The organism is Mycobacteroides franklinii (genome assembly GCF_001853795.1).
GTDB classification, from domain to species: domain Bacteria; phylum Actinomycetota; class Actinomycetes; order Mycobacteriales; family Mycobacteriaceae; genus Mycobacterium; species Mycobacterium franklinii.
On record NZ_MLIK01000019.1, the window covers coordinates 2,122,963 to 2,138,128 of the forward strand.

Below are 15,166 nucleotides of genomic sequence, written 5' to 3' on the forward strand. Positions count from 1 at the left end.
CGTTACATCATGCCGGGGGCCGCGCGATTCTGACAACGCAGGTTTTCCTGTCGGGCTAGGTGGCCGCCGGGGCCTTGCTGTCCTCATGGAAACCGGGAACCCATTTGTCGATGATGGCCGCGTAATCGACCGGGGCATCGAGCTGCGCGGCGATACCGATCAGGCCACCGAGGACCCGGAAGAACATCAGGTAGTTCGGCGGCAGGTTCATCTGGCGGCTGGTCTTGAAGGACTCGAGGAACTCGTCGCTACGGAAATCGGTGGCCTTGGCGGTCAGACGCTGCAGCCACTTACGGCTGAAGTGGAATGTGTCGTAGTTGAGCGGCTCGATGTACGGCTCCAGGTACGAGTTGACCTCCTCGTGCGAGACGGAGGTGGCGCTGGGCGGAATGAAGCCCTCCGAGCGCAGCACCTCGGTCAGCTCTTCCCACTTCTCGTCGCGGGCCAGACGCAGGATCGGTCCGAAGCCCGCGGGCAGGCCGCCCTCGTGCGAGGCGCAGGCACCGAAGTCCATGACGCCGAACCGGCCGTCCTCCAACAACATGAAGTTTCCGGGGTGGGTGTCGGCGTGCAGCAGTCCGCAGCGGTAGGGGGAGCTGATGCTGAACTCCAGCAGGAAATGAGCGCATCTACTGCGCTCTTCCTCCGTGCCGCCGGCGATGATTTCCGAGAGCTTCCGGCCTTGCATCCATTCGGTGATGATCACCTTGGGGGAGGAGGCGATGACCGAGGGCACGTAGAACTCGGGGTCATCCTTGAAGGCTTTGACGAAGGTGCGCTGGTTGGTGGCCTCGATGCGGTAGTCGAGTTCTTCCTCGGTGCGCTCGATGAGTTCGTCGACGATGCCTTTGATATCGGCACCCGGCGCCACCTGTTTGAACAACGACGAGAGCCGCTGAATGGTCTTGAGATCGGAGCGCACGGCCTCATCGGCGCCCGGATATTGCACCTTGACCGCGACGACGCGTCCGTCCTTCCAGACGGCCTTGTGCACCTGGCCGATGCTGGCCGAGGCGACGGGCTTGTCGTCGAAGGACTGGAAGCGTTCCCGCCATTTGGTGCCCAGTTGGGCATCGAGGACGCGGTGGACCTTGTCGGCCGCCAGCGGGGGAGCGTCGCTTTGCAGTTTGGTGAGCGCTTCGCGGTAGGGCTCGCCGAATTCGGGCGGAATGGCTGCTTCCATCACCGAGAGCATCTGGCCGATCTTCATGGCCGCGCCCTTGAGTTCGCCGAGTACCTGGAACAGCTGTTCGGCGGCCTTCTCGACGAGTTCGGCATTGACTTCGTCTTTGGACTTCCCGGCCAACCGTTTCCCGACACCGAGTGCGGCGCGGCCCGCTATTCCGGCCGGGAGCGATGCGAGTTTTGCGGCGCGCGCGGCGCGGCCACGACGGATCTCTGCCATGTACACATCATGCCCGGTCGTGATGAAGTTAACAAAAGGTGGTGCTTCGTCAATTTCAGGTGAAGTAGGCGCCACATGGGCACAGCGGGTGAGCCGTCCAGTGGCGTGCGGTCAACGCGTGGGTGGCCAGGTCGAGTTCGAGCGTTGTGTTGAGTGTGACCAGCGGTCCGGGCGCTTGCCCGCGCATCGCCGACAGCACCCGATCGATCTGTGCCAGCGCCACCGCGACGGTGCCCAACACGGTGGCCGGAGCGGCGACGCCGACGGTTCCGGTGAGCTGCGCGGCGACCGCGGGCCACTGCTCGTCGCGGTCGTGGCGATGGCGGTCGGCGCATTCCAGACAGCTGGTGACGCCCGGCAGGACCATGGGCCCAATGAGGCCGGTGCCGTCGCGCGCACGGACCGACAGGTGCGGCACCTCGGCGTCGGTCAACATCCGCAGCAAGCGGGTATCGGCGATCAGGTCATCGGCCAGGATGGCCAAATCCACGTGGTGCCAGGATTTTCCATGCGTCGAATGGGTCGTGTGCTGGATGCGTGCGGACGTATGCCGCAGTGCTTCAGCGAGGGCGTCGGACAGCGGGCCGCGGCCGACGAGCCGAATCATCGGTGATGCATGTGCCGCAGGCCGGGTGCGACGGATGACGGCTCCGGCGTCGACCAATTCGTCCAGCAGCGATCGGATCTCATCGGTATCGCGAAAATCCTTGGCACACTGGAGATTAAGGATTTGCCCCCAGGTGAGTTCATCGCTCAGGGAAGTCAGTAGCTCCCGCACCGCGTGGGCAGGGGCGCCCGCTCCGGGGCGCACGATTACCGCGTGGCGCGGCATCCAGCCGATCTGAACCCCGTCGTCGGGCCGGGGCAGCACGGGACGAGCCGGGTCGAGGGTGAACGTCGGCTCGCTGGACATGACCCACTGTGGCACATCGAGCGCGCGCGGCAGGCCTCTGAAAACCGTTTATCCACACCCCGGTTCGGGCTGTGACCAGCGCCTAGTGCACGCGCGGCGGGTTTCTCAGTCTTCTGGGTTTTCCCGCTTGTTGTCAGCGTCCGAATCGAGCTTCTCGATCTGCGCGATCGGGTCGTCGACGGCATCGGAGTCACCGCCGATGATCCGGTCGATGAACGCCGCCGGATTGTCCAGATCGCTGGCGTCGGGCATCAGATCGGGGTGTGCCCAGACCGCGTCGCGCTTGTCGATGCCGACGGCGTCGGTCAGCCTGCGCCACAGATCCGCCGCCTCACGCAGCTTGCGTGGCCGCAGCTCCAGGCCTACCAGGGTGGCGAAGGTCTGTTCGGCCGGCCCGCCGGTGGCGCGGCGACGGCGCAATGTCTCGCTGAGGGCCGCGGTCGCCGGGATGCGTTCGCCGAGCGCATCGGTCACCACGGTCTGCACCCAACCCTCGACCAGAGCCAGCAGTGTTTCCAGGCGCTCCAGGGCCTGCTCCTGCTGCGGTGTGGTCTTAGGTTCGAAAATGCCTTGGGACAGAATCTGTTCCATATCGGACGGATCGCCCAGTGCGGCGGGATTGAAACCGCGCGCGGCCTCCTCGATGGCGCTCATGTCGATCGAGATGCCCTTGGCGTACTGCTCAACGGTGTCCATCAGCCGGATGGTCAGCCAGCCCACGCCGCTGAACAGCCGATGGTGTGCGGCTTCCCGAGCGGCCAGGAATGTCATGATCTCTGCCTTGGACTGCTCCAGGCCCTCGGAGAATGTCTCGATGGCGCCCGGCAATAGCGCCGCAGTTCCGCGCGGGCCCAAGGGCAGCCCGATATCGGTGGAGGTCAACACCTCTCGAGACAGCTGACCGAGGGCTTGGCCGAGCTGAGATCCGAAGGCCATGCCACCCATCTGGGTCATCATGCCCAGCAGCGGACCGGCCATACCCTTGGCCTCGTCCGGGAGGTTCTCCGCCCACATACCCGAAATCTGTTCGGCCACAGGGTCAACGAGCCGCTTCCAGTTTTCCAGGGTGTTGTCCACCCAGTCCGTCGCGGTCCAGGCCGCGGTTCGGATGGCGCCGGCGGGCAATGCAGTGGCACCGTCGAGCCACGTGTCGGCCAGGTGCACCGCGTCGGTGATGGCCGATGTGGTGCCCTCGGTGATGGGGGCGACGAAACCGATTGAACTTGAGGCCAGTTGCCGGGCAATGTCGTAGTTGACCGGGCCCGCGGGCTGGCCGCTGGACGCGCTGGCGGCGGCACCGCTGAACATCTGTCCTAGCTGCGTAAAGATCTGGCCCAGATCGGCGGGATTGAATCCACCAGATCCGAAGCCGAAGGGGTCTGCGCCAGACGGACCTGAGCCCGACGAGCCGCGACCGGCATCGCCCCGCTCACGGTCGGGGTCGTCGCCAGCAGCGAAACCAAAGGGTAGGTCGGCCATATCTCCACGGTACCGCTGGTAGAGGCGGCCGGATCACGCTGACGGCGTAATCGGCCGAACGCGGCACTGCGGTGTGGATCAGGCCAGGAAGCGCGCGCGGACCTCGGGCGGTGGCACCGGGCAGGTGTCGTAGCGGCCGAAGATCCGGTATCGGGTGCGCGCCACCAGCCGGTACAGCCCATCGCGCACCGGACGCGGCACCAGCCGCGCGATGAGGGCGGCCCGTCGGGGCCCGCCCAAGTAGTCGATGACGCGGAGCACTGCATCGGAGCGGATGTGAATTCGTTCGTCGGGCCCGCCCGGGTTGTCGACGATCACGAACGAATCGACGCCGGCGAGTTCGGGGTGCCGCTCGATCACGTGGGCGCCGTACTCGCTGTCGAGCGCTGCGAACCGCATGGTCCCGATCTGGTCGTCGCGCAGGATCTTCTTGACCGCTCCGTTGCACAGCGCACACACGCCGTCGTACAGCAGGACAGGGGCTTGCTCGCTCATCGAACCTCCGCCCTGGAGACTACCGGCGGGGTGTTGATCGCCGGTTGCCATAAGGTGCAGGCATGAATCGCCGCGTTGCGACGTTGCTGGTCGCGCTGATCCCGATTGTTGTCTTCGGGCTGTTGATGTCGGTGATCGCCGTGCCGTTCGTATCCCTGGGGCCGGGCCCCACCTTCAACACCCTCGGGCAGGTCCAGGGCAAGGAAGTGGTGGATATCAAGGGCACCAAGGTCGATCCGGTGTCCGGTCATCTCAACATGACGACGGTCTCGCAGCGGGACGGGCTGACGTTGGCCGATGCGCTGCGGTTGTGGGCCAGCGGCAGCGAGCAGCTGGTGCCGCGGGATGTGGTGTATCCGCCGGATCGGTCCAAGGATCAGGTGGACAAGGACAACGACCTTGAATTCAAGAAGTCGGAGGAGAGCGCGGAGTTCGCGGCGCTCGGGTACCTCAAATATCCCACCGCGGTGACCGTCCTGACCATCAGTGATGACGGGCCATCGAAGGGCAAGCTGCAGGAGAACGACGCCGTCACCGCCGTGAACGGGCACCCGGTGGCGACACTGGACGAATTCACCGGACAGCTCAAGCAGACCAAGCCGGGCGATGTGGTCACGCTGGACTACAAGCGCAAGAATCCTCAGGGGAGCGACAAGACGGAAACGGTGAAAATCACGCTCGGCAAGAACGGGGATCGTGACTACGGATTCCTGGGTGTGGGCGTGGTGCAGGCGCCGTGGGCGCCGTTCACCATCGACTTCAATCTGGCCAACATCGGCGGCCCTTCTGCCGGCTTGATGTTCAGCCTCGCGGTGATCGACAAGCTGACACCCGGTGAGCTTGATGGCGGAAAGTTCGTCGCCGGAACGGGAACAATCGACGCCGAAGGCAAGGTGGGTCCCATCGGGGGCATCACGCACAAGATGTTTGCCGCCAAAGACGCTGGAGCGACGGTGTTTTTGGTGCCCGCGGCCAACTGCGCCGAAGCCAAGACCGACGGTGGGCAGGGGCTCACGCTGGTGAAGGTCGGCACCTTGACCGAGGCGGTTGACGGACTCAACGCGCTTAATCGCGGTGATCAACCGCCCAGTTGTTAGCGAACCTCAGCACAATTGATGCAAGACAGGCCCGGCCCTTCTGCGGCTACAGTGGGGCCTGGGTTTTCTTTAGCGAATATTGAGCGGTTCGACACTCTCAGTAGACACTCGACGAGGAGCGTAGCGACGTGGGAATGCGGCCAAATGGGGCTCTGCCACGACTGACCCGACGAAGCCGGCGACTGGTCGCCGCATCGTTGGTCATCGTGGTGTTGTTGTTGATCGGGCCGCGCCTGGTCGACACGTACATCAACTGGCTGTGGTTCGGTGAGCTCGGATTCCGCGGCGTATTCACCACCGTGCTGCTCACGCGGCTCGCGTTGTTCCTGATCGTTGGAACCCTGGTCGGTGCCGTGGTTTTCGCGGGCTTCGGGCTGGCTTACCGGGCTCGGCCCGTGTTCGTGCCCGCCAAGGGGCCGGGCGACGCGCTGGCGCAGTACCGGGCACTGATCCTGTCGCGGGTGCGGCTCTTCCTCATTGGTGTTCCCGTGCTCATCGGAGTGCTGGCCGGCGTTGTGGCCCAAAGCTATTGGATGCCTGTGCAGCTGTTCCTGGAGGGCGGGGACTTCGGCATCAAGGATCCGCAGTTCGGATTGGATCTTGGCTTCTTCGCCTTCGATTTGCCGTTCTACCGATTCGTGTTGACCTACCTGTTCATCGCGGCGTCCATCGCGCTGATCGTCAACGGCTTGGTGCACTACATCTTTGGTGGTATCCGGCTGTCCGGGCGCTCCGGCACCCTGTCTCGCCCGGCCCGCATCCAGCTCGTGACCTTCGCCGGAATCCTGGTGCTGCTCAAGGTTGCCGCGTATTGGCTCGATCGCTACGAGCTGCTCTCGCACACGCGGGCCGGCAAGCCGTTCACCGGCGCCGGCTACACCGATATCAACGCGGTGCTGCCGGCCAAGCTCATCCTGCTGGCCATCGCGGTGATCTGCGCGGTCGCGGTGTTCTCGGCACTGGTGTTGAAGGATCTGCGGATTCCCGCCATCGGACTGGCGCTGCTGCTGCTGTCCTCACTGGTGGTCGGCGCCGGGTGGCCGCTCATCGTCGAACAGTTCAGCGTCAAACCCAATGCGGCGCAGAAAGAGAGCGAATACATCGCGCGCAGCATCAAGGCGACGCGCGACGCGTATGGCTTGACTGACGACGTCGTGACTTATCGGGACTACAGCGGTACGGCCTCGGCGCCCACCGGCAGCGAACAGCTGGCCAAGCAGGTCGCCGCCGACCGCTCCACCATCGCCAACATCCGGGTCCTGGACCCGAACATCATCAGCCCCGCCTTCACACAGTTGCAGCAGGGCAAGAACTTCTACGCCTTCCCCGATTCGTTGTCGATCGACCGGTATCAGGACAAGGGCGGTTCGCTGCGCGACTATGTGGTCGCCGCCCGCGAGCTCGATCCGGCCAAACTCCGTGACAACCAGCGGGACTGGATCAACCGGCACACCGTGTACACGCACGGCAACGGATTCATCGCCGCCCCGGCCAACACCGTCCGCGGGGTGGCCGATAAACCGGACGAGAACGGCGGGTACCCGGAGTTCCTGGTGAATGCCGTCGACGACAACGGCAAGATTCTGTCCGACGGCCCGGCGCCGCTGGCTCAGCCGCGTGTCTACTACGGCCCGATCATCGCCAGCGATACCAACGACTACGCGATCGTCGGCAAGAACGGCAACGACCGTGAGTACGACTACGAGAACAACGCCGGAACCAAGAACAGCACCTACACCGGTACCGGCGGGGTTCCGGTCGGCGGTGCGCTGGCACGTACGGTTTTCGGCCTCAAGTACGCCGAGCGGAACTTCCTGTTCTCCAATGTGATTGGGGACAACAGCAAGATCCTGTTCAACCGCGATCCGAGCCGACGGGTGGAGGCGGTGGCCCCGTGGCTCACCGTCGACAGCGGGACCTACCCGGCCATCGTGGACAAGCGCATGGTGTGGGTTGTGGACGGCTACACCACGCTGGACAACTACCCGTACTCGCAGCAGACATCGTTGTCGGAAGCCACCTTTGACAGCCAGGTAGGCAAGACCGGGGGAGCGCTGCCCAACCAGCAGGTGTCCTACATTCGGAACTCGGTCAAGGCGACCGTAGACGCGTATGACGGCACCGTAACCCTGTACCAGCAGGACGAGAAGGACCCCGTACTCAAGGCGTGGATGAAGATCTTCCCGGGAACGGTGAAGCCCAAGAGCGACATCTCGCCCGATCTCGCCCGGCACCTGCGCTACCCGGAGGATCTGTTCAAGGTGCAGCGGACGCTGCTGGCGCGTTACCACGTCAATGACCCGGTGACGTTCTTCTCGACCAGTGATTTCTGGCAGGTGCCCGATGACCCGAATGCGCCCACCGGGTCGCAGCCGCCGTACTACATCGTCGCGAAAGACATTACGAAGAACGATAATTCGGCGTCATTCCAGCTGACCAGCGCGCTCAACAGGTTCCAGCGTGACTTCTTGGCGGCCTATGTCAGCGCCAGTTCCGATCCCGAAACCTACGGCAAGATCACTGTTTTGACGGTTCCCGGAACGGTGCAGGGCCCCAAGCTGGTCAACAATGCGATCACCACCGACAACCAGGTGTCCTCGCATGTCGGCATCATCAAGAACCAGAACATCCTGCGGTGGGGCAACCTGTTGACCCTGCCGGTGGCCAACGGCGGACTGTTGTTCGTCGAACCGCTGTATGCCTCTCCGGGCCAGGGTGATCAGTCCTCGTACCCCCGTCTGATCCGTGTGGGCATGTACTACAACGGCAAGGTCGGCTACGCGACCACGGTCAGGGATGCCTTGGACATGGTGTTCGGGCCCGGTGCGGGCGCGACGGCGACTGCGCCGGCCGTGGAGCCCGGCTCCGTCGTGCCGCCGCCACCGAGTGGCCAGAACGTCCCTGTGGTGCCTCCGGTGGCGCTGCCGCCAGTGGGCGGGTCGTCGGAGCTGTCCGCGGCGAAGGCGGGCGCGCTGCAGGAGGTTCAGCGGGCCATTGGCGAGGTGAAGGACGCTCAGAAGAGTGGGGACTTCGCGCGGTACGGGCAGGCTCTCAAGAGCCTCGACGACGCGATGACGAAGTTCACACAGGCCAAGTAGGAAGGCTGGTCCCTGCCACTGTGTGAAAGCGCAAGTGGCAGGGACAAAGACGCCGACGGATGTCGAGAACGTGCAGGCCAGGTAAACGATTTGGCGCCAGCGCACTGCGCCCGGTAACCTGATATTCACCACCGCGGGGTGGAGCAGCTCGGTAGCTCGCTGGGCTCATAACCCAGAGGTCGCAGGTTCAAATCCTGTCCCCGCTACTAGGTCCCCAGGCCAGAGGCATTAATTGCTTCTGGCCTGGGGTATTTTTTTGGACTCGCTTCTGGGTCGCGCGAAAGCATTGGGCGAGTGTGTTTCGACGCTTGTGGCTGCGTGGGGTACGCCCTAATCGGGATGTGCGAGTCGTGACATCAAACGTGCGCTCGCTCTTCGTGGGTTCGTGTTGACCGGAGCATCTGTGAAGTCTGACGCGATCAGACGTCGGCCCAGGCGCCTCTCGGCGCAACCGATGCACAGGTGCCCCGTCGTATGGGGATTGATTTCTAGCCATAGGTCGTGGTGGAGCATGTAGTACTCGTCATGACCGTGTCCGTCGACGTTGTCGGTATCGATCCCGCAATCCAGGCAAGACCAATCGATCACCGGCTTCAACGCCGGCCTTTCGGTCACGGGTTCGCTCCTAACTTCTGTGTTTCGGTGCAGATTGTGAACGTGCGCACCGCATGCGGGAAACCCCCGGTCGGATATCCAACATTTGTGGTGGTGTTCACGATGAGATTCATTGGCTTCTCTCGGTTCAGGTGCGATCGGTCGTCGCAGGTGAGGCGGGTGGCTTCGTACTTGCCGATGCTCAGGCAGCTGCCGCGTCCCCAGTAGTAGTCAAGGCACACTGTCCCCACGGAGACGTCAAACCGTTCGTCGGCGGAGGCGGCAAGCCGGGCTCGCGGCATGGGTACCGGCCTATCGCCGGCGGAACATCCGGCCGGCGGCCGCGCCCCATCGCCGAAAGCGGCCGCGTGAATGGTGCAGTGCTGCTTGCGAAGCGTTGAGTACGCCGAAGTCGACATGAATTCCCACGGGCAGGTTCTTGGCGTCATAACTGGCCACGATCGGGTGGCGGGACTTGTCGATCACCGTTTTGCAGGTGATGACTGTCGCACCTGCTGAGGTGTAGACATCCGAATAATCCCTGTCGCTTTCCCATGCGCGCTCCCAGCTGCGATCCAGTGCCTCAAATTCTTTGGCAGAAACAGACTCGGCGTCGTGGACCAGAATCATGCCCAGATCGGTGGAAACGCTGATTCCGTATGGGGGAGCTGGTTTTCCGTAGAGGTCTTCGGGGAAGTCGATCCGCGTGCGGGGAGCATCAGAGAGTTGAATCGACAGATACGCCGGCCGAAACATTGGAGCCCCGGGCTTCGTTCGAATATTGAGCTCGGTGGACCACACGCGATAGTTCCCTGGGTCGACATTCAGAACCACTTGCGGGTAGTCGAGATCGTAGACGTCGCGAATCGCCAGGCGCCCCGATGAAACTTCGATCCGGCCCAGTTCGATGTTCCGGAACAGGGGAGGTGGGCAGTACCACGGAGCGAAGCGTGATGGATCAACAAGAGACATTCGCCGGGCACCCCTCCACTGCTCGCACCGAGGTAGTTACTGTCCTCGGCCGCCACGATCCTTGATTCGTCGGTAATCGTGACATAGGCGGGTTTGACTCGAACGGAGCTCGGTCAAATCTCGCGGACTCACTATGCGGCCGAGCGGAGGCAAGGTCATGGAATACCGCGGGCCAGAGACAATGTCAGTCTCTGGCCCGCGGTACTTGCAGAGGCAAGAATGCCGAAGCTACCGGCACTGAACCCCGGGGTTGTTGCAGGACTTGCCGATCCCGTTGCTGTTTCTGCCGCCGCCGATGTTCTGCGGCTGACCGTTGATCTGCCGCGAATCCGGCGTGTAAATGTTCATCGCGTCGTTTCCGGTCAGGAACTCCGTCTCATCGTCCCAAGGGTCCGCGCTGTAGGTAATCGCGGGCGCCGTGCCGCTCTGGACATTTCCGTCGTCCACAAGGTTCACGCCAACAGCGGTGGTCACGCCTAAAAAGGCGAAGATTAGTAACCGCGCAAAGGCGGACTGTGTGCTCATTGCGATTGCACCCCACTTCCTAGATTCAATTGATGGGACTTACCGCGACACCGCAGCGTTCCTTGAAGTCGGTGACCGGCTGGCGGATACCGTCGAGGTCGGCCTTGACGTCCGGGTTCGCGGCCATGTATCCGTCAATCGCCGAACGTATTTCGCTTCTCGATTTGCCCTTGAAGCCGTTGAAGAAGTCGTTCACGTCGGGGTGCGTGTGCAGATAGACCGATTCCGAAGCCGCCACGCCGGATGTCACGCCCAGCAGATCCGCGGGTGTGCAATTTGGGGGATCTTCCGCTGCGGCCAGTGGCGCGCCGAGAGTGGACACCCCCAGGGCGGCGAGGGCAATTCCTGCGTAAGCCACAAATCTTGGTATGGACGACATGCCGACTCCTATTCGTGAGTAACTGACCCTGTATTGGTTTACATCGCCGTTGGCCACATTGCCATACGGTGCCAGGGTATGGCAGCGCAACGGGCTGCGCCGGTTGGGCGACGTGAATGCGTGGCGCGGAGGGTTGACGGGCCTGCTGCCGAGGCATGGAATGGGATGATGCAGAAACGCTCGATTGATGCATTGATACGTCAGCTGTTCGAGCGCGCCAATGACGGGCACAATGCCGCGGACACGGTGGTCGGCGGTCATGAACGGGTATTGCGCCAGACGGTGATCGCCCTGCGCGAGGGGGCTGAACTTGGTGAGCACGAGAATCCGGGCGAGGCCACCATTTACGTCGTTCAGGGTTTGGTACGCCTGGTCGTCGGCGACGAACATTGGGACGGTCGTGCAGGTGACCTGATCGAGATTCCCGATGCCCGGCACTCGCTACAGGCGTTGGCCGATTCAGCGGTGCTGCTCACTGTCGCGAAGCATCGCTGAACCGCGCGGTGAGCGGCGGGCTATCCGTGGCAGGTGGCCGCCGTCTGGCCCGTAGTGGTGTTCTCGACCTTGACCTTGCCGTTGATGATCAAGCGGCACGTCAAGGCAGCCCCGCCGGATTGGGCACTGACGAAGTACGGCGGATCGGTGACGTCACTGGTGAAAGTCCAGGCCCAGGTGCGCTGAGTGCCGTCGACAGGCTGATCACGCATGTGCCCAAGGCTGTCTCTCCACGTGATTGCCGTGATCGGACGATCTGAGCTGATGACGTAGAGGACAGTGTCCGGAGTCTGCGGAGCAATGGCGAGTGAAGCGCCGAATGCGGTCGCGCCGACTGCGGCAGTAATCAGAGTTGCCGTGAGTGCCACAGGTCAGCCCTCGCAACTCTGCGGGATCGAAACCATGAGCTGCATTGCCCATCCTTCTTGTCTTGTTGTGCTGAGGGCACGGTACGCCGAATCAGCCTCCGTTCGTGGTGGTTTGGCAGTTTTTGTCCGACGGAATTGGTTCCCGTGGTGCGCGCCTCGCACGCCTCGACACATTTCCGAACACGGTGTTCATGAATATGGGAGCAAAGGAGTCGGGCGCGGGGCCCGGTGCCTGCCGGCCGGGGTTCGCCGCTGTTAGCGAAGGTTGTCGGCGAGCTGTCCTTGTTCGCCGAACAGCCGGGTGTTCCACTGCTCGATCAGCTCGGCGTTGGGGACGTCATTGGGGTGGAATCCCGGGCGGTTGTAGGCGCGGATACGTGCGATCAGCTCGCGGCTTGCGAACGGTGAATGGCGCAGCGCGGCGATGCTCCTGAATAACCGCCGTGGGTTGTAGGCGGCCCGGTCGCGAGCCAGGGAGGCCAGAATGTTGATGAAGGCGCCGATGACGAAGTCGGCTGTGGTCAACCGCATGGCCCAGATGCGGAGGCGCTCGGTACCGCCGACAGTTCGGTAGACATCGAAGGCTACGGCGCGGTGTTCAGATTCCTCCAACGCGTGCCAGAGCAGCGTTGACCGAACTTCATTCTCGCCTAACAGATCCTGTGCTCGGGGATCGGTGAGTAGCGTTTCGGCGATCACGGCGGTGTAATGCTCCATCGCGGCGGTGACGGCGAGGTTGAGGTGCGGTGGGAAGTGTCGTGTCAACCAGTTCAGCGTGCGGGAAGTCAGTCTGTCGAAGAACGCTGTCGGGTAACCCATCTCCTGTAGGCGCACGTTGAGTTCACGGTGTTCGCGTCCATGTGTCACTTCCTGGCCGATGAATCCCGCTACTTGCCTCTTGAGCGCCGGGTCGGTGATCTGGTCGGAAAAGTGCCTGACAGAACGGATGAAGTAGTCCTCCCCTTCGGGGAACACCGCGGACATCATCGCGACGATGTGACTCATCATGAGATCGCCTTGCACGTAGTGGCGGTCCAAAGACCCTGTGGGGTAGCGAAATGTGATGCGCCGGACGGTGATGGGCCTGGCGTCGATGTTGGTGTCGACGGTGTTCATTGGGACTCCTCTGGGTGTGTTGACGGGGCAGGCTGCAGCCACATGCTCCTGACGAAGACGTAGTGCGCGATGAGGCCAATTCCCCATCCGAGTAGTGGGTATATGAACCACGGATAGGCAGTGCCGTGGTCGAACTGCCATGTCAGGGCCCAGATGGCGATCAAGAGCACTTGGGCGGCGACGAAAACGCTGGCATGGATGCGGAACGCGGTGCGGTTGAGCGTCCGCGTGCGTTCGTACCGTTCACGCTGAAGGCGACGATGCTCTTCCTCGGCTCGGCGTTCGGCGCGTTCTACTGCTCGATCGAAGGCGTCACCGTCCATTATTTGGTTCCTTCCCTGGGTTTTTGGTGTGATCAAGCTCTGTTATCTCCGTAGCGGCGTGGTCCAGGATCGCCTCGACCGCCGCTGGGTCCACCCGGCCGGCCAACGGCGTGACCCGGGCGGCGAAACGGGCGAGGACCTTCTCCAGTGAGTCGCCGCCGCCGAAGCGCACGCCCGTGCGCAGCTCCACTCCAGCGAGTACATCGATTCGGCTGCCCAGCGCCTGCTCGCCTTCTTCGGATGCGCTGTAGACGGTCCGGCCCTCGTGCGTGTGTCCGGTGAGCAGGCCCTCTGCGGCCAGTGCATCCACCGCGGGATAGACGGTCCCGGGTGAGGGGCGATAGCCACCGGTGCTGAAAAGGCGTGATAGCTCGGACATCAGCTCGTAACCGTGCATTGGCCGCTGGGCGAGTATTGCCAGGAGCACCAGCGGTAGTTCACCGTGACGGAAGAACCGCGCCACTAGATACGTCCCCTACGTGCGTTGTTGTGCCAGAAAAAGTCAGCCAAGGCGACCCGCCTCCCATGCCTACGAAACTATTACGCAGAAGCTATATCGAAACTATTACGAAGTCAACGGTTGGGAAGTAGGAGATTTGCCCGCGCGGGTTACCGGGGCGGACGCTGTCGCGCTCGGTCGGTGGCTAGGCAATGATCTGTACATGGGTCTCATCTCGCTGCCTACCGCCGTGCTGTCCGACGCCGATATCGCCGACGTGTTGAGCCGTGCGGTCCGGATAATCAACCCGGTGCTCACGGTGCTGGCGGAGTCCGATCCGTTCGGCCTCAAGGAACGCACCTACGACTTGGGCGCCGGCGAGGGGGTCGCCGATAAGGCACTGGACGCCTTGGCTTGTGCGTTGAATGCGGCGACGACGCCCGGCACAAAGGCGTGGGACATGCTGGACGCCCGTGGGAAGGCGCATTGGTGGGTGCAGCGCGTCGGGGCCATCAACACCGTATTCGTTGCTTTCCCAGGTGTTTTCGGTGCCCTCGCGGCGCGGTTACCCGTGCAGGACCTGCTCGGGTTTTCCAACCAGGCCATCGTGTTGGTTGCCATCGCCCGGGAACTCGGAATCGACGATCATCGGGAGCAGGTCCGTCTGCTTGCGCAGGTGCTGTGTCATCGCACGCTCAGTGATGAGGCGTTGGCGGGTGCCGACGATCGGGAGCCGGAGAGCCCGCGCAGCTGGTCGCCGTTCGCCTTGGCGCGCACACTGTGGCATCTCGCGGGCATCCTGCGGGCCGTCGGCGACGAACTGGAAAAGCGTCCGCAGCCCAAGTCGATTTTCCGGTATCTCGGCATGTTGCCTGTGTTGGGCAGCCTGGCCGGATACATCGGTGAATACGGAGCCCTGCGACGGACTGCCCGCGCAGGTGAGCAGAGTATCGCGGTGCAGTCGCAAGCGGTGTCCGCCTAATCGCCTAGGTTCTCGTCCAAGTGCGCCCGGACGTTGTCCCAGAGGTCGAGAACATCGACGCTGAGCCTCTCCCAAATCTGGATGATGATGGGATCCGCCGCATCGACGAGACCCAGGAGTAGATGCCCCGTGCAGATTTCCGTATGCCGGCGGCTCTCCGACGCCGTCATGGCGAGCTCAAGTGTCCGTTGGGCGCCCGGAGTGAAGGCAATCTTCTCGCCGGGCGGCTCCTGCCCCAACGGGACGAGCTGCTGAATCACCCGTGTCGCGTTCTCGAATCGGACCCCCGCGGTCGCAAGTAGGCGGGCACCAAGCCCGGTTCCTTCGCCCACCAGGCCCAGCAGGAGATGTTCTGCTCCGAGGTAGTTGTGCTGCCGTTCGCGCGCTTCCTCTTGTGCGATCACGATGACCTGCCGTGAGCGCTCATTGAACAGATGGAACATGACCCTCCCTATCTCTGCGTCAACGTACATCTTGCCGGAGTGA

Annotated in this window: 15 protein-coding genes, 1 tRNA gene and 2 pseudogenes; 5 read left to right on the forward strand and 13 right to left on the reverse strand. The window is 63.1% G+C overall.

Annotation, left to right across the window (positions count from 1 at the left end):
- Nucleotides 1-55: 55 nt before the first annotated feature.
- The 4 genes from BKG76_RS17755 to BKG76_RS17770 all read right to left on the reverse strand — a co-directional run bounded on the left by BKG76_RS17755 (nucleotide 56) and on the right by BKG76_RS17770 (nucleotide 4,292).
- Nucleotides 56-1,405 carry an ABC1 kinase family protein gene (locus BKG76_RS17755; protein ID WP_070938758.1) on the reverse strand — a complete coding sequence of 450 codons (1,350 nt, stop codon included), beginning with the start codon at nucleotides 1,403-1,405 and terminating at the stop codon, nucleotides 56-58.
- Between the two features lie 55 nt (nucleotides 1,406-1,460).
- Entirely contained in the window at nucleotides 1,461-2,333 is an 873-nt protein-coding gene (locus tag BKG76_RS17760; protein ID WP_083338082.1) for a hypothetical protein, read from the reverse strand.
- Between the two features lie 90 nt (nucleotides 2,334-2,423).
- A complete protein-coding gene (locus BKG76_RS17765) occupies nucleotides 2,424-3,797 on the reverse strand; it encodes a zinc-dependent metalloprotease (protein ID WP_070938760.1) in 1,374 nt (457 codons plus the stop codon).
- A gap of 78 nt (nucleotides 3,798-3,875) precedes the next feature.
- Nucleotides 3,876-4,292, reverse strand: coding sequence for a thiol-disulfide oxidoreductase DCC family protein (locus BKG76_RS17770; RefSeq protein WP_070939339.1), 417 nt, complete (start codon nucleotides 4,290-4,292; stop codon nucleotides 3,876-3,878).
- Between the two features lie 62 nt (nucleotides 4,293-4,354).
- Between BKG76_RS17770 and BKG76_RS17775 the strand changes: the two genes are divergently transcribed.
- The 3 genes from BKG76_RS17775 (at nucleotide 4,355) to BKG76_RS17785 (ending at nucleotide 8,693) form a co-directional block, all read left to right on the forward strand.
- Nucleotides 4,355-5,389: a YlbL family protein gene (locus BKG76_RS17775; protein ID WP_070938761.1), complete on the forward strand. Its 1,035-nt coding sequence runs from the start codon at nucleotides 4,355-4,357 to the stop codon at nucleotides 5,387-5,389.
- 128 nt (nucleotides 5,390-5,517) lie between these two features.
- Entirely contained in the window at nucleotides 5,518-8,487 is a 2,970-nt protein-coding gene (locus BKG76_RS17780; protein ID WP_070938762.1) for a UPF0182 family protein, read from the forward strand.
- Between the two features lie 132 nt (nucleotides 8,488-8,619).
- Nucleotides 8,620-8,693 (forward strand) — tRNA-Met (locus BKG76_RS17785).
- 405 nt (nucleotides 8,694-9,098) lie between these two features.
- Here the strand turns inward: BKG76_RS17785 and BKG76_RS17795 are convergent.
- From BKG76_RS17795 to BKG76_RS17810, 4 genes and pseudogenes are all read right to left on the reverse strand, one after another.
- Complete coding sequence (locus tag BKG76_RS17795; protein WP_070938763.1) at nucleotides 9,099-9,383, reverse strand: hypothetical protein; 285 nt, start codon at nucleotides 9,381-9,383, stop codon at nucleotides 9,099-9,101.
- 10 nt (nucleotides 9,384-9,393) lie between these two features.
- Nucleotides 9,394-10,109 (reverse strand): annotated as a pseudogene (locus BKG76_RS17800) (DUF4241 domain-containing protein).
- Nucleotides 10,110-10,281: 172 nt separating this feature from the next.
- Nucleotides 10,282-10,578: a hypothetical protein gene (locus BKG76_RS17805; RefSeq protein ID WP_070938764.1), complete on the reverse strand. Its 297-nt coding sequence runs from the start codon at nucleotides 10,576-10,578 to the stop codon at nucleotides 10,282-10,284.
- 25 nt (nucleotides 10,579-10,603) lie between these two features.
- Nucleotides 10,604-10,957: a heme-binding protein gene (locus tag BKG76_RS17810; protein ID WP_070938765.1), complete on the reverse strand. Its 354-nt coding sequence runs from the start codon at nucleotides 10,955-10,957 to the stop codon at nucleotides 10,604-10,606.
- Nucleotides 10,958-11,125: 168 nt separating this feature from the next.
- Between BKG76_RS17810 and BKG76_RS17815 the strand changes: the two genes are divergently transcribed.
- Complete coding sequence (locus BKG76_RS17815; protein WP_070939341.1) at nucleotides 11,126-11,452, forward strand: cupin domain-containing protein; 327 nt, start codon at nucleotides 11,126-11,128, stop codon at nucleotides 11,450-11,452.
- Nucleotides 11,453-11,472: 20 nt separating this feature from the next.
- On the opposite strand, the gene BKG76_RS17820 is transcribed toward BKG76_RS17815, so the two are convergent.
- From BKG76_RS17820 to BKG76_RS17835, 4 genes and pseudogenes are all read right to left on the reverse strand, one after another.
- The gene (locus BKG76_RS17820; protein WP_070938766.1) at nucleotides 11,473-11,820 is read right to left on the reverse strand and encodes an MmpS family transport accessory protein; all 348 of its coding nucleotides are present in this window, start codon (nucleotides 11,818-11,820) and stop codon (nucleotides 11,473-11,475) included.
- 255 nt (nucleotides 11,821-12,075) lie between these two features.
- A complete protein-coding gene (locus BKG76_RS17825; RefSeq protein WP_070938767.1) occupies nucleotides 12,076-12,936 on the reverse strand; it encodes a metal-dependent hydrolase in 861 nt (286 codons plus the stop codon).
- The gene (locus BKG76_RS17830; protein ID WP_070938768.1) at nucleotides 12,933-13,259 is read right to left on the reverse strand and encodes a 2TM domain-containing protein; all 327 of its coding nucleotides are present in this window, start codon (nucleotides 13,257-13,259) and stop codon (nucleotides 12,933-12,935) included. Before BKG76_RS17830 ends, BKG76_RS17825 begins: the two co-directional genes overlap by 4 nt.
- Nucleotides 13,259-13,722, reverse strand: a pseudogene (locus BKG76_RS17835) (PadR family transcriptional regulator). The gene BKG76_RS17830 and the pseudogene BKG76_RS17835 overlap by 1 nt, the downstream one beginning before the upstream one ends.
- Before the next feature lie 199 nt (nucleotides 13,723-13,921).
- Here BKG76_RS17835 and BKG76_RS17840 point away from each other — a divergent pair.
- On the forward strand, nucleotides 13,922-14,680 hold the full coding sequence (locus BKG76_RS17840; protein WP_070938770.1) for a hypothetical protein: 759 nt from the start codon (nucleotides 13,922-13,924) through the stop codon (nucleotides 14,678-14,680).
- On the opposite strand, the gene BKG76_RS17845 is transcribed toward BKG76_RS17840, so the two are convergent.
- Nucleotides 14,677-15,153: a Clp protease N-terminal domain-containing protein gene (locus BKG76_RS17845; RefSeq protein ID WP_070938771.1), complete on the reverse strand. Its 477-nt coding sequence runs from the start codon at nucleotides 15,151-15,153 to the stop codon at nucleotides 14,677-14,679. The genes BKG76_RS17840 and BKG76_RS17845 overlap by 4 nt on opposite strands.
- Nucleotides 15,154-15,166: the final 13 nt, after the last annotated feature.